Raw genomic sequence first — 16,738 nt, forward strand, 5'->3', positions numbered from 1 at the left:
GCGCCGAACGTGAAACCGGGGCGGAAAAATCGCCGAAATCCCGCCCTGAGCTCACGCTCGGCGGACACGAAAAAGCCCGGCCTGCAAAGCAGACCGGGCTTTTCGTTGACTTCCTAGAAGTCCATCCCGCCCATTCCGCCGGTCGGGTCGCCCGCGGGAGCGGCCGCCTTCTCCGGCTTGTCGGCGACGACGGCCTCGGTGGTCAGGAACAGCGCCGCGATGGACGCCGCGTTCTGCAGCGCCGAGCGGGTCACCTTCACCGGGTCGGCAACGCCGGCCTTGAGCAGGTCCTCGTACTCACCGGTGGCGGCGTTCAGGCCGGTACCGGCGGGCGAGTTGCGGACCTTCTCGGCCACCACTCCGGGCTCCAGACCACCATTGAAGGCGATCTGCTTCAGCGGAGCCTCGAGCGCCACGCGCACGATGTTGACGCCGGTCGCCTCGTCGCCGGAGAGCTTCAGCTCGTCCAGGGCCGGGGCCGCGTGCAGCAGGGCCACGCCACCACCGGCGACGATGCCCTCCTCGACGGCCGCCTTGGCGTTGCGGACCGCGTCCTCGATGCGGTGCTTGCGCTCCTTGAGCTCCACCTCGGTGGCGGCGCCGGCCTTGATCACCGCAACACCGCCGGCCAGCTTGGCCAGGCGCTCCTGCAGCTTCTCGCGGTCGTAGTCGGAGTCGCTGTTCTCGATCTCCTGGCGGATCTGGGCCACCCGCCCGGCGATGGCGTCGGTGTCACCGGCGCCCTCGACGATGGTGGTCTCGTCCTTGGTGACGACGACCTTGCGGGCCTTGCCGAGCAGGGCGACGTCGGCGCTCTCCAGCGACAGGCCGACCTCCTCGCTGATCACCTGGCCACCGGTGAGGATCGCCATGTCCTGCAGCATCGCCTTGCGGCGGTCACCGAAGCCGGGGGCCTTGACCGCCACCGACTTGAAGGTGCCGCGGATCTTGTTGACGACCAGGGTGGAAAGCGCCTCGCCCTCGACGTCCTCGGCGATGATCAGCAGCGGCTTGCCGGCCTGGATGACCTTCTCCAGCAGCGGCAGCAGGTCCTTGACCGTCGACACCTTCGAGCTGACCAGCAGGATGTAGGGGTCCTCCAGGACCGCTTCCTGCCGCTCGGCGTCGGTGACGAAGTAGCCCGAGATGTAGCCCTTGTCGAACCGCATGCCCTCGGTGAGCTCGAGCTGCAGGCCGAAGGTGTTGGACTCCTCGACGGTGATGACGCCCTCGTTGCCGACCTTGTCCATCGCCTCGGCGATCAGGTCGCCGATCGACTGGTCGCCCGCGGAAATGGCCGCGGTGGCGGCGATCTGGTCCTTGGTCTCGACCTCCTTGGCCGACTTGAGCAGGGTCTCGGTGACCTTCTCGACCGCCTTCTCGATGCCGCGCTTGAGGCTCAGCGGGTTGGCGCCCGCCGCGACGTTGCGCAGGCCCTCCTTGACCAGCGCCTGGGCCAGGACCGTGGCCGTCGTCGTGCCGTCACCGGCGACGTCGTCGGTCTTCTTGGCGACTTCCTTGACCAGCTCGGCGCCGATCTTCTCGTACGGGTCCTCCAGCTCGATCTCCTTGGCGATGGACACACCATCGTTGGTGATCGTGGGGGCGCCCCACTTCTTCTCCAGGACGACGTTGCGGCCCTTGGGACCCAACGTCACCTTTACCGCGTCGGCGAGGGCGTTGAGCCCCCGCTCGAGGCCGCGACGGGCCTCTTCGTCGTACGCAATTGTCTTGGCCATTGCGAAGTGATTCCTCCGGATCGGGGATGACACCGGGTGACCACGGATGGCCACCCCATTACTTACGCTGGCCGGGTGCAGTGCCCGCGACGGACGACCCCAGGTGCCTGCTGGTCTCACCGTCCCGACCTAGCACTCGCCAGTCGCGAGTGCCAAAGTCATTCTTAGCACTCGCCTATGCCGAGTGCAAGAACAGTTGTCCCCTATCGCGGCGGGCGTAAACCGTCGATGACGACGCCGGTCGCCCGCTCGGCCAGCGCCGAGTCGTACGCCTGCATCGCCTGGCATCCGACGAGGATCGCCTTCACATCCCGCATGTCGATGTCCCGCCGCGCCGTGCCCGCTTCCTGCGCGGCGCGCAGCAGCTCGCCGAGCATCGCCTTGAAGGCGTCTTCCGCCTCGGGCGCGGCGCAGGCGACGTCGATCCCGTAGCCGGCCAGGGCGTCGACCAGGCCGCGGTCCGCGGCCCCCCACTGCAACACCAGCGAGCGCAGGAAGGCGAAGAGCGCCTCCCCCGGGCCCTCGGACTCCAACAGGGCGTGCCCGTCGTCGACCATCCTGCCCATGCGGTCCGCGATGACCGCGGTGAACAGCGCCTCCTTCGTCGGGAAGTGCCGGTAGACGGTGCCGGCCCCGACCCCGGCACGCCGGGCGATCTCGTCGATCGGCACGGACAAGCCCTCGGCCGCAAAGGTTTCGTAGGCGACGTCCAGCACGCGGGCGCGGTTGCGCGCCGCGTCGGCGCGCAACGGCCGTGTCGGTTGCGCCATCTGTTCTTCACCATCCAGCCGTTGACAAAACGGGGCGCACGTTCCGTATAGTAGGGCAACCGGAGCGCTCGCCCCGTTTACCTTACTAGGTTAGGAGCCTTCCATGGCCAAATGGACCGCAGCGGACATCCCCGACCAGACCGGCCGCGTCGCCGTCATCACCGGGGCCAACACCGGCCTGGGTTACGAGACCGCCGCCGCGCTGGCCGACCACGGCGCCCGCGTCGTGCTGGCCGTGCGCAACCTGGACAAGGGCAAGGACGCCGCCGCCCGGATCACCGCCAAGAGCCCCGGCGCCGACGTGGTGCTGCAGGAGCTCGACCTGACGTCGCTGGACTCCGTCCGCGCGGCGGCCGAACGGCTCAAGGCCGACTACGACCACATCGACCTGCTGATCAACAACGCCGGCGTCATGTACACGCCGAAGGAAACCACCAAAGACGGCTTCGAGCTGCAGTTCGGCACCAACCACCTGGGCCACTTCGCGCTCACCGGCCTGCTGCTGGAGCGGCTGCTGCCGGTCCCCGGATCGCGGGTCGTGACGGTGAGCAGCATGGGCCACCGCATCCTCGCCGACATCCACTTCGACGACCTGCAGTGGGAGCGCTCTTACAACCGGGTCGCGGCCTACGGGCAGGCCAAGCTGGCCAACCTGCTGTTCACCTACGAGCTGCAGCGCAAGCTCGCCCCCCACGGCACGACGATCGCCGCCGCCGCCCACCCCGGCGGGTCGAATACCGAGCTGGGCCGCTACACGCCCACGGTGTTCCGGCCGCTCGTCAACGTGTTCTTCTCGGTGATCGCTCAGGACGCGGCCATGGGCGCCCTTCCCACGCTGCGGGCCGCGACCGACCCGGGCGTGCTCGGCGGCCAGTACTACGGCCCCGACGGATTCGCCGAGACCCGCGGCTATCCCAAGCTCGTCGGGTCCAGCGAGAGGTCCCACGACGTCGACATGCAGCGGCGGTTGTGGGCGGTGTCGGAGGAACTCACCGGCGTCACGTATCCCCTCGACTGAGCCAACGGTGCCGACCCGCTGCGCCCGGCGCATGCACCGCGCTTGCGATCGGCACTAGGGCAAGTCGAGCAGCTGCTCGTAGAAGCCGCCGAAGCCGCGGGCCCGGTCGGCCAGGTGGATCTCCAGGATCCAATGGCAGACGCGGCCGGCGGGGTCCGTGCGCCGCATCGGCCTGTTCGACCCGGGCGCGATGTACCACTGGAGGCCCGGGCCGGCGATCTTGCGGTGCGGGAACTCCCCGACCAGGTGCCCGGCGATGGAGCTGGCGAAGTCGAAACCTTCGGCGTGCGCGACGCCGACGACGAAGTCGTACAGCTCGGCCCCGGTGACGTCCGGGTGCTCGTCGAAGTACTCGCGGCCGGCCTGCCACACCCGGGGCAGCGCGTCGCGGAGCGACGTTTTGTCCGGGTCGTCGCCGAGCACGAAGGTGCGGCCGAAGTCGGCCTCCCACTCGGCGAAGATCGGCCCCAGGTCGAGGAAGACGACGTCGCCGTCGGCGACCACCCGATCCGGCGGCCGCTCGTTGAACGGTTGCAGCGTGTTCTCCCCCGCCCGCACGATCCGCCGGTGCCAGTGCCGGGTGACGCCGAGCAGCTCCGCGGCGAGTTCGTTGATCTCGTCGGACAGCTGCTTCTCCGAGACGCCCGGGCGGATCATGGCGCGCCGCTCGATCTCGTCGAACAGCCGCTCCGCCCCGGCCTGCGCGTCCAGCAGCCGTTCCACCCGCACCTGTTCGTCCGCCCCCTGCACACCGGCGATGCTAACTGGCAGGCTGGGCAGATGTCTTTCGTCGTGCCGCCGTATCCGCCGCCCCGCTACACCGCCGACCAGCCCGAGGTCAGCGCCTGGCTCAAGCGGGCCGACTCGCCGCCCGACTATGAAACCGGGGGCGTCAAGTACCACTACCTGGCCAACCAGCGCGACACCGGCGGCGACTACGGGCTCTACCGGGTCGACATCCCCGCGGGCGGCGGCGGCCCCGGGCCGCACTTTCACCGGGCGATGTCCGAGGCGTTCTTCGTGCTGTCCGGGACGATGAAGCTCTACGACGGCACCCAGTGGGCCGACGGCCGGCAGGGCGACTTCCTCTATGTGCCGCCGGGCGGCGTCCACGGCTTCCGCAACGGGGGCGACGACGAGCCGGCGTCCATCCTGATGCTGTTCGCCCCGGGCGCCCCCCGGGAGGCCTACTTCGAAGGCTTCGCGGCGCTGGCCGACATGACCGACGACGAACGCAGGGAGTGGTTCGTTCGCCACGACAACTACTGGATCCAGTAGTCGGCGTCGACCAGTTTGCGGGTGCGCTCGAAGAAAGTCCGCCCGCTGTACGGGAATTGGGTGACCACCTTCCCGCTGGGGTGCCGGAAGTAGTTGTCGCACGCCAACCACACCTTGCCCGCCATCGCGGCCTGGATCTCGTCGTTGTAGCGGCGCTGCGCGTCTGGAGTCACCTCGACGGTGCGCGCGCCGCGACGGTTCAGCACGTCGAGGATGTGCCGGACGAACGTCGTCTGCGCCTCGTGGATGTAGATGATCGAGTTGACGCCGTTCGTGTTGGGGCCGTACAGCGTGAAGAAGTTCGGGTAGCCGGCCACCAGTGTGCCCAGGTAGGCCTCGGCGCCGTCGCGCCACACGTCGGCGAGACGACGGCCGCCGGTTCCGTACACGTCGATGCTGGCCAGATAGTCGGCGGCGGTGAACCCGGTGCCGTAGATGATGGTGTCGACGGGGTGCTCGACGCCGTCGGCGGTGCGCACGCCGCGCTCGGTCAGCTCGGCGATCGCGGTCGTCTCCAGGGAGACGTTGGGCAGCGCGAACGTGGGGTACCAGTCGCGCGACATCAGCGGCCGTTTGCAGCCGGCGGGGTAGTCCGGCGTCAGCTTGGCGCGCAGCTCCGGGTCGGCGACCTTGCGCATCAGGTAGCTGCGGGCCAGCTCGGTCGCCTCCCGGGTCTGGGCGGCGTCGACGTCGAAGCTGGCCGACTCGTAGGCGTCGAAGGCCTCGTCGCGCAGCTTGCGCGCGGCGGCCGGGTCGCGTTCGAACAGCTCGTGCTGCTCGGGGGTGAACGGGAAGTCGAAGCGGGGCGCGATCCAGATCGGCGTCCGCTGAAACACGGTCAGGTGCGCGGTTTCTCGCGCGATCGCGGGCACGTACTGGATCGCGCTGGCGCCGGTGCCGATGGAGGCGACCCGTTCCCCGGCCGTCGACTTGGTGTGGTCCCAGCGCGCGGAGTGGAATCGGCGGCCCCGGAACCGCCGCGTCCCGGGGATGTCGGGGATGTGGGGCACGTCGAGCATCCCCACGGCGCTGACCACCACGTCGAACTCGTGCTCGGCGCCGTCGTCGTCGGTCAGCGTCCAGCGGCGCCGGGTGTCCGACCAGCGCGCGCTGGTGATCGCGGTGTTCGCCCGCAGCCGCGCACCCAGCCCGTACGCGGCGGCCACGTTCTCGAGGTAGGCCAGGATCTCGGGCTGGTTGGCGTAGGTCTTGCTCCACCGCGGGTTGGGCGCGAAGGAGTACGAATACAGGTGCGACGGGACGTCGCACGCCGCGCCCGGGAAGGTGTTGTGCCGCCAGGTCCCGCCGAAGCCGTCGGCCCGGTCGAAGAGGGTGAACCGGTAGCCGCCCTCGGCCAGCTGGATGCCCATGGCGATGCCACCGGCGCCCGCGCCGATGATCCCGACGGTCGGCCGCTCACCCATTCGGGCCCGACACGTCGCGGGAGAACGCCACGGCGGCCTCGCAATCCGGGACGCGCACCCGGGTGTGGGCCACTCCGGTAACCACGTTCTCGACTCTACGTCGGCACGCCCGCCTCACCGGGTCGGCCCGGGAAATCCGACCGGCCGATAATGGCCGGGTGCGGTCGGTAACTGAGCATCAACGTGTCGTAGCCGAACTCATCCGGGCCCGGCCGGCGGCCACCGCCGCGCTGGCCGAGGCGCAAGGGCTGGTGCTGGCCGAGGATGTGGTCGCGCGGCTGGCGTTGCCGGTCTTCGACAACTCCGCGATGGACGGGTACGCGGTGCGGGCCGAGGAGACGTCCGGCGCCACTGCCGAGACGCCGGTGGTGCTCGAAGTCGCCGAGGACATTCCCGCCGGGCGCACCGACGAGTTGACGCTGCGACCGAACACCGCGCACCGCATCATGACGGGTGCGCCGCTGCCCGCCGGTGCGACGGCCGTCGTGCCGGTCGAAGACACCGACGGCGGTGTGGAGGTGGTGTCGATCCGCGCGCCGCGTTCGGCCGGCGCGCACATCCGCCGGGCGGGCGAGGACGTCGCCCCCGGTACCACCGTGCTGCGGCGGGGCCAGGTGGTGACGCCGGCCGTGCTGGGCCTGGCCGCCGCGCTGGGAATGGCCGAGCTGCCGGTGCTGCCGCGCCAGCGGGTGCTGGTGATGTCCACCGGCTCGGAGCTGGTGGCGCCGGGCGGCCCGCTGCGGCCGGGGCAGATCTACGAGTCCAACTCGATCATGCTGGCCGGGGCGGTCCGCGACGCCGGCGCCGACGTGGTCGCCGTCGTGACCGCCGAAGACGATGTGGCGCAATTCAGCGCGCTGCTCGACCGGTACGCCGCGGACGCCGACCTGATCATCACCAGCGGCGGGGTCAGCGCCGGCGCCTACGAGGTGGTCAAGGACGCGTTCGGGCGCGCGGGCGACCAGGGCGTCGAGTTCGTCAAGGTGGCGATGCAGCCGGGCATGCCGCAGGGCATCGGCCGGGTGGCCGGCGCGACCATCGTCACCCTGCCGGGCAACCCGGTCAGCGCCCTGGTGTCCTTCGAGGTGTTCATCCGGCCCGCGCTGCGCAAAGCCATGGGCCTGCCCGACCCCGACCGCCCACACCGGGCCGCCGTGCTCACCGAGTCGTTGACCTCGCCGCGCGGCAAGCGGCAGTTCCGCCGCGCGGTGCTCGACCGCGACTCCGGCACCGTCACCAGTTACGGGCCGCCGGCGTCGCATCACCTCCGGTGGCTGGCGTCGGCGAACGCGCTGCTGGACATCCCCGAGGACGTCGTCGAGGTGTCCGAGGGGACCGAGCTGCAGGTCTGGGACCTGGCCTAACCGGCGGGGCTGGCCACCTGCCGATGGAAGTCGTCGGCCCGGTCGAAGGCGGTGGCGCAGCGGATCGCGACAGCCACGACCGTCATCAGCACCGGGATCGTCACCAGGGCCGCCGCCAGCCCGAGCCGGCCGGCCAGGTGGCCGATCAGCGGCGGGCCCAGCAGGTAGCCCAGCCAACCCGTCGCCGCGACGATGGCGATCGCCGAGCCCGCACCGCCCGCGCCGTAGGCGGCGCTGAACGCGGTCGGCACCAGCAGCGCCACCCCGACCCCCAGGCACGCGAAACCGGCCACGCCGACCGCGGCGTTGGCGGTGGCCAGCGTGACGCCCATGCCCGCCGCGGCGAACACCGCGAGGGCCGGCAGCAAGCGGCGGGCCGAAAGCCGGGAATGCAACCGGATCGCGCCCAGGCGGGTGATCACCATCGTCAACGTGTAGGCCGCATAGCTCAGCGCGGCGATCCCGGGGCCGGTGCCCACGACGTTGCGCAGGTAGTTGGCCGACCAGTCGGTGGCGGCGCCCTCGCAAAGGAAGGACACGAAGGCCACCGCCGCAAGGATCGCCACCGTCGGCGTCATCCAGGCCGCCCTGGCCCCGTCCGTCGCGGCCGCGACCGCGGCCTCCCGGTCCGGGATCAGCCGCCGGGTCAGCGGCCCGACGACGATCAGGGCCACCAGCCCGACGGTCGCCAGCTGCGGCGTCAGCCCGACGCCCGCGCTGACGCACGCGGCGCCGATCAGGGCGCCCAGCAGCGCGCCGAGGCTCCACATGCCGTGGAAGCGGGCCATGATCGGCGCCCGCGCCCGCCGCTCGACGGTGCCGGCCTGGGTGTTCATCGCGACGTCCAGGCCGCCCTGGAACATCCCCCACAGCGCCAGCGCCGCAAACAGCGACACCCCGGACCGGGCCAGGCCCACGGTCGTCCCCGCAAGGGCGTAGCCGGCGGCGGTCACCGGGATCAGCCGGTGGCTTCCCCAGCGGGGCAGCGCCCAGTGGCTGCCCAGCGTGGCCACCACCGAGCCCAGCGGCGCCCCGAACAGCGCCGTGCCCAACGCCGCGTCGGACAGGCCGAGCCCGGCCTTGACGGACGGAATGTGGGCGGCCCACGAGGAGAACCCGACGGCGTGGGCGATGAACACGGCGGTGACGGCCATCTGGGCGCCGCGCAGCCGCGGCGTCGCCGTCTCGTCGTTGCGATGCATGTCGAGGGTGGGCGTTCCCCCTGCGGGCGGCAACCAACCGGCCCCCGCCTTTCGTAAGATGGCCGCGTGGCACGACGCCCCCGCCCTATCGGCCCCACGGCCGAGGATCCCACCTTCAGCCCGCAGCACGCGTTGGAGTTGGTGCGCTCGACCATTCCGCCGGTTCACCCGGCCGGCCGCCCGTTCATCGCCGGTGGGCTGGCGGTGGCGCTGGCCGGCCGCAGGCACCGATGGGTGCGGCGGGCCGGTCTGCTGGCGGCGGCCGCCTGCGCGGGCTTCTTCCGCCACCCGCCGCGGGTGCCGCCGGCCCGGCCGGGCGCGATCGTCGCGCCCGCCGACGGGGTGGTGTGCGTGATCGACTCCGCCGCCCCGCCCGCCGAACTGGGCATGGGCGACGCACCGCTGCCGCGCGTCAGCATCTTCCTTTCCCTGCTCGACGCCCACGTGCAGCGCGCGCCGGTGAGCGGCGAGGTGATCGCCGTGCAGCACCGGCCCGGCCGGTTCGGCTCGGCCGACCTGCCCGCGGCCAGCACCGAGAACGAGCGCACCAGCCTGCGCATCCGCACCCCCAGCGGCGCGGAGGTGGTGGCGGTGCAGGTCGCCGGCCTGCTGGCGCGGCGCATCATCTGCGACGCGCGCGTCGGGGACAAGCTGACCATCGGCGACACCTACGGCCTGATCCGGTTCGGCTCCCGGCTCGACACCTATCTGCCGGCGGGTACCCAGCCGCTGGTTCACGAGGGCCAGCGCGCGATCGCCGGCGAAACCGTGCTGGCCGAGCTGCCATGATCAGCAAGCCGCGCGGCAGGCCGTCGGTCAACCTGCAGATCCTGCCCAGCGCGATGACCGTGCTGTCCATCTGCGCGGGCCTGACCGCCATCCGGTTCGCCCTCGAGCACCAGCCCAAGGCGGCGATGGCGTTGATCGCCGCGGCCGCCATCCTGGACGGGCTGGACGGGCGGGTGGCCCGCATCCTGGACGCGCAGTCGCGGATGGGCGAGGAGATCGACTCGCTGGCCGACGCGGTCAACTTCGGGGTGACACCGGCGATCGTGCTCTACGTGACGCTGCTGACGACGTCGCCGGCCGGTTGGGTGGTGATCCTGCTCTACGCCGTGTGCGTGGTGCTGCGGCTGGCGCGGTACAACGCGCTGCAGGCCGACGGCAGCCAGCCCGCCTACACGCACGAGTTCTTCGTCGGGATGCCGGCGCCGGCGGGCGCGATCTCGATGATCGGGCTGATCGGGCTCAAGCTGCAGTTCGGTGAGGGCTGGTGGACCTCGACGACGTTCCTGTGCATCTGGATCACCGGGACCTCGATGCTGATGATCAGCAAGATCCCGATGCGCAAGATGCACGCCGCGGCGGTGCCCCCCAGCTGGGCCGCGCCGCTGCTGGCGCTGCTGGCGATCTGCGCGGCCGCGGCGGTGCTGGCGCCCTACGTCCTGATCTGGGTCATCATCGTCGCCTACCTCTGCCACGTGCCGTTCGCGGTCCGCAACCAGCGCTGGCTGGCCGCCCACCCCGAGGCGTGGTCGGACGAGCCCAAGCAGCGCCGCGCCGCCCGCCGCGCGATCCGCCGGGCCCAACCGAACCGCCGGTCGATGGCGCGGCTCGGGCTGCACAAACCGGGTGGGCGCGTGCGATGAGCCGGCCGGGCGACGATGCGGCCCGTCAGCTCACGCTCACCGCGCGGTTGAACACCTCCGCCGTCGATTCGCGCCGCGGCGTAGTCCGGTTGCATCCGAGCGCGGTCGCCGCGCTCGGCATTCGGGAGTGGGACGCGGTGGCGTTGACGGGCTCGCGGACCACGGCCGCGGTGGCGGGCCTCGCCGGTCCGGACACCCCGGTCGGCACCGTGCTGCTCGACGACGTGACCCTGTCGAATGCGGGGCTCCGCGAGGGCACCGCGGTGATCGTCGGCGCGGTCACCGTCTACGGCGCCCGGTCGGTCACGCTGTCCGGCTCGTCGCTGGCCAGCCAGGCGATTTCACCGGTCACCCTGCGGCAGGCCCTGCTCGGCAAGGTGCTGACCGTCGGCGACGCCGTGTCGTTGTTGCCGCGCGACCTCGGTCCGCCGTTCTCGACGTCGGCCGCCGCCCGCGCGCTGGCCGCGTCGGTCGGCATCAGCTGGACGTCGGAGCTGCTGACGGTCACCGGCGTCGACCCGGCGGGACCGGTCAGCGTCCAGCCCAACTCACTGGTCACCTGGGGCGCCGGCGTGCCGTCGGGGGCCGGGCCGTCGCAGGAGTTCGTCGACGTCGCCAGCCCGGAGACCGTCGTCGAGGAGCTGAAGGGGTCCCAGCCGCAGGCCGCCAAACTCGCCGAATGGCTCAAGCTCGCGCTCGACGAGCCACACCTGCTCAAGACGCTGGGCGCCGGCGCCAACCTCGGCGTGCTGGTGTCGGGCCCGGCCGGCGTCGGCAAGGTGACACTGGTGCGGGCGGTCTGCGACGGGCGCCGGGTGGTGAAGCTGGACGGGCCGGAGGTCGGCGCGCTGACCGCCGAGGACCGGCTCAAGACCGTGAGCGCGGCGGTGCGCGCCGTCCGCGACGGCGGCGGCGTGCTGCTGATCACCGATGTCGACGCCCTGCTGCCGGTCGACCCCGAGCCGGTGGCCGCGCTGATCCTGGGCGAGCTGCGCACCGCGGTGGCGACCGAGGGCGTCGCGCTGATCGCCACCTCCGCCCGGCCCGACCAGCTCGATGCCCGGCTGCGCGCGCCCGACCTGTGCGACCGGGAGCTGAGCCTGCCCCTGCCCGACGCCGGCACCCGCAAGGCGCTGCTGGAGTCGCTGCTGAAGTCGGTGCCCGCCGGGGACCTGGATCTGGTTGAAATCGCCTCCCGGACTCCGGGTTTCGTGGTCGCCGACCTGGCCGCGCTGGTGCGGGAAGCGGCGCTGCGGGCGGCGTCGCGCGCCAGCACCGACGGGCGCCCACCCGAGCTGAACCAGGAGGACCTGCTCGGGGCGCTGACCGTCATCCGGCCGCTGTCCCGTTCGGCCAGCGAGGAAGTGGCCGTCGGCAACATCACCCTCGACGACGTCGGCGACATGGTCGAGGCCAGGCAGGCGCTCACCGAGGCCGTGCTGTGGCCGTTGCAGCATCCCGACACCTTCGCCCGGCTGGGCGTCGAACCGCCCCGCGGCGTGCTGCTGTACGGGCCGCCGGGCTGCGGCAAGACGTTCGTGGTGCGCGCGCTGGCCAGCACCGGGCAGTTGTCGGTGCACGCCGTCAAGGGTTCCGAGCTGATGGACAAGTGGGTGGGCAGCTCGGAAAGGGCTGTGCGGGAACTGTTTCGGCGCGCCCGCGACTCGGCCCCGTCGCTGGTGTTCCTGGACGAGATCGACGCGCTGGCGCCCCGGCGCGGGCAGAGCTTCGACTCGGGCGTGACCGACCGGGTGGTGGCGGCGCTGCTGACCGAGCTCGACGGCGTCAATCCGCTGCGCGACGTCGTCGTGCTGGGCGCCACCAACCGCCCGGACCTGATCGACCCGGCGCTGCTGCGCCCGGGCCGGCTGGAGCGGCGCGTGTTCGTCGAACCGCCCGACGCCGCCGCCCGTCGCGAAATCCTGCGCACCGCGGGCAAATCCGTCCCGCTGAGCGACGACGTCGATCTCGACGAGGTGGCCGCCGCGCTCGACGGCTACAGCGCCGCGGACTGCGTGGCGCTGCTGCGCGAGGCGGCGCTGACCGCGATGCGGCGATCCATCGACGCCACCGACGTGACGGCCGCCGACATCGCGGCCGCGCGCCAAATCGTGCGCCCCTCGCTGGATCCCGCCCAGCTTCAGGCGCTACGCGCCTTCGCCGAAGCTCCCTAGCACCGCCCGCGCCGACGCCGCGACGTCGCGTTCCAGCCAACCGGGCATCGGGTCGTCGTGGGCGTGGCGCCGGACCACGGCATACGGCAGGTCCGCGACCGCCCGCGCGACGGCGTCGACGGACCGGGGCCGGCTGTTCCCGTACAGCCGGCGGGCCAACACCGCGATCCGCTCCGTCAGCGGGGCGTTCATCGCGGCCAGCGTCTCGCGGAACGCCGCGTCGGGTTCCTCGTCGAGCAGGTCACCGGGCCGGATCGTCAGCAACAGCCGGGCGTCGTCGGGCAGCTCGCGCGCGAAGCTGACGGCGGCCACGGCCATCGCTATCGCCGTTTCCGTGGCGCCGTCCGCCGAGGTCTCGCCGCCGGCCGCCAGCGCCCGCGCCTGGAACCGCTCCAGCGCCCGCAGCCACGCCGCCGTCAGGATGCCGTCGCGGTTGCCGAACCGGTGATACAGCGTGCCCGCGGGGGCGCCGCTGGCCTTGGCGATCGCCGCGACGCTCGCCGCGCGCGGGCCGCCGTCGAGCACCAGCGCCCGGGCGGCGTCGAGGATCACATCGGTTTCGTGCTTCCGCGGAGGTGCCATGATCTAGTACATTCCTTCTATATGGAACGATTACCCTATATCGATGAGCATGCCATAACCGTCGACGCGAATCGTGACGACACGTGGTCGGCGCTGCTTCAGGTGCTGTGCCGGGACCCGGGCGATCCGTCGACCGTGCCGGCCGGCTTCGTGCTGGACGAGGCGCGCGCGCCGGAGCGGTTCGCGCTGAGGGGCCGCCACCTCTTCGCCGTGTACCGGTGGGTGTTCGAGCTACAGGGAGCCGGCGCGGGCCGCAGCCGGGTGCGCGCGGCCACCTGGGCGGCCTTCCCGGGCGCGCACGGCAAGGCCTACCGGGCGCTGGTCATCGGCACGGGCGTCCACCGCGTCGTCACGCGGTGGACGCTCAACCGCATCGCGAGGGCCGCCCAGCGGGCCGACTACACCGACGTCTTCGAAGTCCCCCTCCCGCAAGGAGACTCACGCACCGCCGAGGAGACCTTCCGCGACGCCCTCAGGGACGCGCCGGGCGGGGGCGCGGTCCGGTGGATCCACCGCCACGTGCTGAGGTTCGACCTCGGGCCGGCTTCGTCGCCGGATCACCTCATCGGCTGGACGATCGTGCGCTCGAATCACGACGAACTCGTGCTGAGCGCGCGGGGGCCGCTGATGCGCGGCGAGCTGACGCTGCGGCGCGAGCACGATCGGCGGGCCGGCCTCACCACTCGCGTGCACTACCGCCACCGGCTCACCGCCCGCACGGTCTGGGCCGTCGTCGGCCCGCTGCACAGGATGGTGGCGCCGCGGCTGATGGCCCGGGCGGCGGTGTGGCAACGTATTCCGGCATGATCGAGCATCCGACCGCGCTGGACATCGTCGAGGGAATCAACCTGTCCGGCAAGGTCTGCGTGATCACCGGCGCGTCCTGCGGGCTGGGGCGCGAATCGGCCCGGGCGCTGGCCGCCGCGGGCGCCCACGTCGTCCTGGCCGCCCGCAACCCGGCGGCGCTGGCCGAGGCGGCCCAGTGGATCGCCGCGGAAGTGCCGGGCGCACACACCTCGACCGTCGGGCTCGACCTGACCTCGCTGGCGGCCGTGCGGGCGGCGGCGGCCGCCATCCGCGAGATCGCCCCGGCCGTCGACGTCCTGATGAACAACGCCGGGGTGATGTTCACCCCGTTCGGCAGGACGCGCGACGGCTTCGAGATGCAGACCGGCACCAACCATTTCGGGCACTTCGAGCTCACCCGGCTGCTGGTTCCGCAACTCGCCGCCGCCGGCGGGGCCCGCATCGTCAACCTGTCGTCCGCGGGCCACGTGCTCGGCGACGTCGACTTCGACGATCCGCATTGGGAGCGCCGCGAATACGACAAGTTCGCCGCCTACGGCGCCTCGAAGACGGCGAACATCCTGCACGCCGTGGCGGCCGACCGCCGCCTGCGCGACAAGGGAATTCGCGCGTATGCCGTCCATCCCGGCACGGTGGCGACGTCGCTGGCGCGGCACATGTCGCGTGCGGACTTCTCGCGGCTGCGCACACCGACCGGCGAGCGGCTCGACGTCACCACGCCCGACCGCGGTGCGGCGACCCAGGTGTGGGCCGCAGTGAGCCCGGAGCTCGCCGGCCGCGGCGGGCTGTATCTCGAAGACTGCGGGGTCAGCGACAGGGCGGCGCCCTACGCCCGCGACGAGCAGCGGGCGGCCCGGTGGTGGGAGCTCTCCGCGGAGTTCACGGCTCGGGCAGCGGGGTCCACTCGCGGGACAGCCGCGACGTGAACGACGGGGGCCGGCGCTCGAGGAACGCGGCCACCCCCTCGCGCGCGTCGGCGCCGCCCATCACGCGGTGGTGCAGCCGCGTTTCCAGCGCGGCGACCTGCCGCGGGCCGTAGTTGTTGATCGCGGTGTCCCACAGCAGCCGCTTGCTCAGCGCCGCCGACATCGGCGCGACGTTGACCGCGATGTCGCGGGCCACCCCGACCGCGTGGTCGAGCACCTGCCCGGCGGGCAGCGCCCGGTTGGCGATGCCGAGCGCCACCGCCTCGGCCCCGCCGAAGGTCCGCCCGGTCAGCAGGATGTCCGCGGCCACCCCCAGCGTGGTCAGCTGCGCCAACGTCCAGTGCGACATGCAATCGGGCAGCACGCCCCGGCGCACCTGCACCACACCGTATTTCGCGTCCTCGGCGACGATGCGCAGGTCGGCCTGCAACGCGATGGTCAGCCCGATGCCGATCGCGTGCCCGTTGACGGCCGCGATCACCGGCTTGCGCAACTCGAACGCCGCCGGGGTGATCGGTGACGCCGAGAACCCGTCGGCCGGAGTGTCGAACGGGCCGGCATCGCCGGAGAAGTCCGCCCCGGCGCAGAAGGCGTCGCCCGCCCCGGTCACCACGATGGCCCGGACCTCGTCGTCGCCATCGCAGTCGGAGTACGCCCGGCTCAGCAACGCGCCCATGTCGGCGGTGTAGGCGTTGAGCCGCTCGGGCCGATTGAGCGTGAGCACCGCCACGCCGGCGTCGACGTCGACCGTCACATCGGGGCTCATCGCAGGACGGGTGCCCGGTGCAGGGCGCCGATCAGGTCGGCGACGTCCGCCGGGCGCGGCGTGTAGCCCGGGAAGTAGCAGCACACCTCCGCCGCGTGCTCCCCGAACCGTTCGGCGATCTGCCGCGCGCACTCCTCGGGGGTGCCGACGATCCCGATCCGCGCCACCACCTCGTCCCCGACCAGCCGCCGCATCTCGGCGAACCGGCCCTGCTTGGACAGCGCGTTGAGCTCGGGCTGGATGTCGGCCCACCCCTCGGCCTCCAGCACGGGCAGGTAGGCCGGGGTGGAGCCGTAGAACGAAATCAGCGCCGCCACACCGTCGATCGCGGCCGCCAGGTCGGCCTCGTCGCGGCCGACGGCGACCATCGCCTGGGCGATGATCTGGAATCCGTCGGGGGTCCGGCCCGCGCGGCGCAGCCCCTCGGCGACCGCCGGGACGGTGCGTTCGGCGAAGTGGCGGCCGCTGTTGAACGGCATCACCAGCAGCCCGTCGGCCACCTCCGCGGCGGTGCGCGTCATCACCGGGCCCAGTGCGCCCAGCAGCACCGGCGGCGGCCCGAACGGGTTGGGCCCGGGGTTGAAGTTCGGCGCCATGATGGTGTGGGTGAAGAACTCGCCGCGAAAGTCCAGGCGGTCCTGCCCTTCCCAGGCGGCGAAGATGGCCTTGATCGCGCGCACGGTTTCGGCCATCAGCTTGGCCGGCTTCGCCCACCTACTGCCGTAACGCTTTTCGATGTGGGCCTGCACCTGCGAGCCGAGCCCCAGCCGGAACCGGCCACCGCTGTACAGTTGCAGGTCGTAGGCGGCGTGGGCCAGGTGCAGCGGGCTGCGCGGCGGGGCGATCGCCACGTTGGTCATCAGCCCGAGGTCGGTCGCGCCGGCGGCGATGAGCAGGGGGAAGAAGACGTCGTGCTGGCCCTCGAAGGTGAACAGGCCGTCGGCGCCCGTCGCGGCGACGTCGGCGGCGCTGGCCGCGGCATCCACCGGTGAACCATTGACCTGCAGCTGTACCTTCATCTGAACCCCTGTCGCACAGT

The 16,738-nt window shown here is 72.1% G+C and carries 16 protein-coding genes; 8 read left to right on the forward strand and 8 right to left on the reverse strand.

Annotated elements, in window-relative coordinates; translation table 11 throughout:
• Positions 1 to 113 precede the first annotated feature (113 nt).
• Positions 114 to 1,739 (reverse strand): chaperonin GroEL, encoded by a 1,626-nt coding sequence (gene groL / locus U8D42_RS18985; RefSeq protein ID WP_083177286.1) that lies wholly within the window; start codon positions 1,737 to 1,739, stop codon positions 114 to 116.
• Between the two features lie 203 nt (positions 1,740 to 1,942).
• On the reverse strand, positions 1,943 to 2,509 hold the full coding sequence (locus tag U8D42_RS18990) for a TetR/AcrR family transcriptional regulator (protein ID WP_322858615.1): 567 nt from the start codon (positions 2,507 to 2,509) through the stop codon (positions 1,943 to 1,945).
• A gap of 103 nt (positions 2,510 to 2,612) precedes the next feature.
• Here U8D42_RS18990 and U8D42_RS18995 point away from each other — a divergent pair, with 103 nt between their 5' ends.
• Entirely contained in the window at positions 2,613 to 3,527 is a 915-nt protein-coding gene (locus tag U8D42_RS18995; protein ID WP_322858614.1) for an SDR family NAD(P)-dependent oxidoreductase, read from the forward strand.
• A gap of 54 nt (positions 3,528 to 3,581) precedes the next feature.
• On the opposite strand, the gene U8D42_RS19000 is transcribed toward U8D42_RS18995, so the two are convergent.
• Positions 3,582 to 4,277 (reverse strand): M24 family metallopeptidase, encoded by a 696-nt coding sequence (locus tag U8D42_RS19000; protein WP_322858613.1) that lies wholly within the window; start codon positions 4,275 to 4,277, stop codon positions 3,582 to 3,584.
• 30 nt (positions 4,278 to 4,307) lie between these two features.
• Between U8D42_RS19000 and U8D42_RS19005 the strand changes: the two genes are divergently transcribed.
• Positions 4,308 to 4,805 carry a cupin domain-containing protein gene (locus U8D42_RS19005; RefSeq protein WP_322858612.1) on the forward strand — a complete coding sequence of 166 codons (498 nt, stop codon included), beginning with the start codon at positions 4,308 to 4,310 and terminating at the stop codon, positions 4,803 to 4,805.
• Here U8D42_RS19005 and U8D42_RS19010 read toward each other — a convergent pair.
• Positions 4,790 to 6,229: a flavin-containing monooxygenase gene (locus U8D42_RS19010; RefSeq protein WP_322858611.1), complete on the reverse strand. Its 1,440-nt coding sequence runs from the start codon at positions 6,227 to 6,229 to the stop codon at positions 4,790 to 4,792. The two genes, U8D42_RS19005 and U8D42_RS19010, sit on opposite strands and share 16 nt — an antisense overlap.
• Before the next feature lie 158 nt (positions 6,230 to 6,387).
• Between U8D42_RS19010 and moeA the strand changes: the two genes are divergently transcribed.
• Positions 6,388 to 7,593, forward strand: a complete 1,206-nt coding sequence (gene moeA, locus U8D42_RS19015; protein WP_322858610.1) for a molybdopterin molybdotransferase MoeA — start codon at positions 6,388 to 6,390, stop codon at positions 7,591 to 7,593.
• Here moeA and U8D42_RS19020 read toward each other — a convergent pair.
• Positions 7,590 to 8,795 (reverse strand): MFS transporter, encoded by a 1,206-nt coding sequence (locus U8D42_RS19020; protein WP_322858824.1) that lies wholly within the window; start codon positions 8,793 to 8,795, stop codon positions 7,590 to 7,592. The two genes, moeA and U8D42_RS19020, sit on opposite strands and share 4 nt — an antisense overlap.
• A 66-nt stretch (positions 8,796 to 8,861) precedes the next feature.
• Here U8D42_RS19020 and U8D42_RS19025 point away from each other — a divergent pair, with 66 nt between their 5' ends.
• Genes U8D42_RS19025 through U8D42_RS19035 form a run of 3 tightly spaced genes read left to right on the forward strand, consistent with a single transcriptional unit; the run spans position 8,862 to position 12,618 of the window.
• On the forward strand, positions 8,862 to 9,584 hold the full coding sequence (locus tag U8D42_RS19025) for a phosphatidylserine decarboxylase (RefSeq protein ID WP_085240771.1): 723 nt from the start codon (positions 8,862 to 8,864) through the stop codon (positions 9,582 to 9,584).
• Entirely contained in the window at positions 9,581 to 10,444 is an 864-nt protein-coding gene (gene pssA / locus U8D42_RS19030) for a CDP-diacylglycerol--serine O-phosphatidyltransferase (RefSeq protein WP_322858609.1), read from the forward strand. Before U8D42_RS19025 ends, pssA begins: the two co-directional genes overlap by 4 nt.
• A complete protein-coding gene (locus tag U8D42_RS19035; RefSeq protein ID WP_322858608.1) occupies positions 10,441 to 12,618 on the forward strand; it encodes an AAA family ATPase in 2,178 nt (725 codons plus the stop codon). The genes pssA and U8D42_RS19035 overlap by 4 nt, the downstream gene beginning before the upstream one ends.
• On the opposite strand, the gene U8D42_RS19040 is transcribed toward U8D42_RS19035, so the two are convergent.
• Positions 12,592 to 13,200 (reverse strand): TetR/AcrR family transcriptional regulator, encoded by a 609-nt coding sequence (locus U8D42_RS19040; RefSeq protein ID WP_322858607.1) that lies wholly within the window; start codon positions 13,198 to 13,200, stop codon positions 12,592 to 12,594. The two genes, U8D42_RS19035 and U8D42_RS19040, sit on opposite strands and share 27 nt — an antisense overlap.
• A gap of 21 nt (positions 13,201 to 13,221) precedes the next feature.
• On the opposite strand from U8D42_RS19040, the gene U8D42_RS19045 reads away from it, so the two are divergent.
• Together U8D42_RS19045 and U8D42_RS19050 are read left to right on the forward strand one after the other, a co-directional pair.
• Complete coding sequence (locus tag U8D42_RS19045; RefSeq protein WP_322858606.1) at positions 13,222 to 14,007, forward strand: DUF2867 domain-containing protein; 786 nt, start codon at positions 13,222 to 13,224, stop codon at positions 14,005 to 14,007.
• The gene (locus U8D42_RS19050) at positions 14,004 to 14,933 is read left to right on the forward strand and encodes an SDR family NAD(P)-dependent oxidoreductase (RefSeq protein ID WP_322858605.1); all 930 of its coding nucleotides are present in this window, start codon (positions 14,004 to 14,006) and stop codon (positions 14,931 to 14,933) included. Before U8D42_RS19045 ends, U8D42_RS19050 begins: the two co-directional genes overlap by 4 nt.
• On the opposite strand, the gene U8D42_RS19055 is transcribed toward U8D42_RS19050, so the two are convergent.
• Together U8D42_RS19055 and U8D42_RS19060 are read right to left on the reverse strand one after the other, a co-directional pair.
• Positions 14,887 to 15,699: an enoyl-CoA hydratase/isomerase family protein gene (locus U8D42_RS19055; protein ID WP_322858604.1), complete on the reverse strand. Its 813-nt coding sequence runs from the start codon at positions 15,697 to 15,699 to the stop codon at positions 14,887 to 14,889. The genes U8D42_RS19050 and U8D42_RS19055 overlap by 47 nt on opposite strands.
• Positions 15,696 to 16,718, reverse strand: coding sequence for a TIGR03617 family F420-dependent LLM class oxidoreductase (locus U8D42_RS19060; RefSeq protein ID WP_322858603.1), 1,023 nt, complete (start codon positions 16,716 to 16,718; stop codon positions 15,696 to 15,698). Before U8D42_RS19060 ends, U8D42_RS19055 begins: the two co-directional genes overlap by 4 nt.
• Between the last annotated feature and the right edge of the window lie 20 nt (positions 16,719 to 16,738).

Source organism: Mycobacterium europaeum, from assembly GCF_034555895.2.
In the GTDB taxonomy this organism is placed as follows: Bacteria; Actinomycetota; Actinomycetes; order Mycobacteriales; family Mycobacteriaceae; genus Mycobacterium; species Mycobacterium europaeum.

Excerpts from the sequence above, each read along its gene's own strand:
- groL (WP_083177286.1), bottom strand. The coding sequence starts at position 1,739 with ATGGCCAAGACAATTGCGTACGACGAAGAGGCCCGTCGCGGCCTCGAG.
- U8D42_RS18990 (WP_322858615.1), bottom strand. The coding sequence starts at position 2,509 with ATGGCGCAACCGACACGGCCGTTGCGCGCCGACGCGGCGCGCAACCGC.
- U8D42_RS18995 (WP_322858614.1), top strand. The coding sequence starts at position 2,613 with ATGGCCAAATGGACCGCAGCGGACATCCCCGACCAGACCGGCCGCGTC.
- U8D42_RS19005 (WP_322858612.1), top strand. The coding sequence starts at position 4,308 with ATGTCTTTCGTCGTGCCGCCGTATCCGCCGCCCCGCTACACCGCCGAC.
- U8D42_RS19010 (WP_322858611.1), bottom strand. The coding sequence starts at position 6,229 with ATGGGTGAGCGGCCGACCGTCGGGATCATCGGCGCGGGCGCCGGTGGC.
- U8D42_RS19020 (WP_322858824.1), bottom strand. The coding sequence starts at position 8,795 with ATGCATCGCAACGACGAGACGGCGACGCCGCGGCTGCGCGGCGCCCAG.
- pssA (WP_322858609.1), top strand. The coding sequence starts at position 9,581 with ATGATCAGCAAGCCGCGCGGCAGGCCGTCGGTCAACCTGCAGATCCTG.
- U8D42_RS19035 (WP_322858608.1), top strand. The coding sequence starts at position 10,441 with ATGAGCCGGCCGGGCGACGATGCGGCCCGTCAGCTCACGCTCACCGCG.
- U8D42_RS19040 (WP_322858607.1), bottom strand. The coding sequence starts at position 13,200 with ATGGCACCTCCGCGGAAGCACGAAACCGATGTGATCCTCGACGCCGCC.
- U8D42_RS19045 (WP_322858606.1), top strand. The coding sequence starts at position 13,222 with ATGGAACGATTACCCTATATCGATGAGCATGCCATAACCGTCGACGCG.
- U8D42_RS19050 (WP_322858605.1), top strand. The coding sequence starts at position 14,004 with ATGATCGAGCATCCGACCGCGCTGGACATCGTCGAGGGAATCAACCTG.
- U8D42_RS19055 (WP_322858604.1), bottom strand. The coding sequence starts at position 15,699 with ATGAGCCCCGATGTGACGGTCGACGTCGACGCCGGCGTGGCGGTGCTC.
- U8D42_RS19060 (WP_322858603.1), bottom strand. The coding sequence starts at position 16,718 with ATGAAGGTACAGCTGCAGGTCAATGGTTCACCGGTGGATGCCGCGGCC.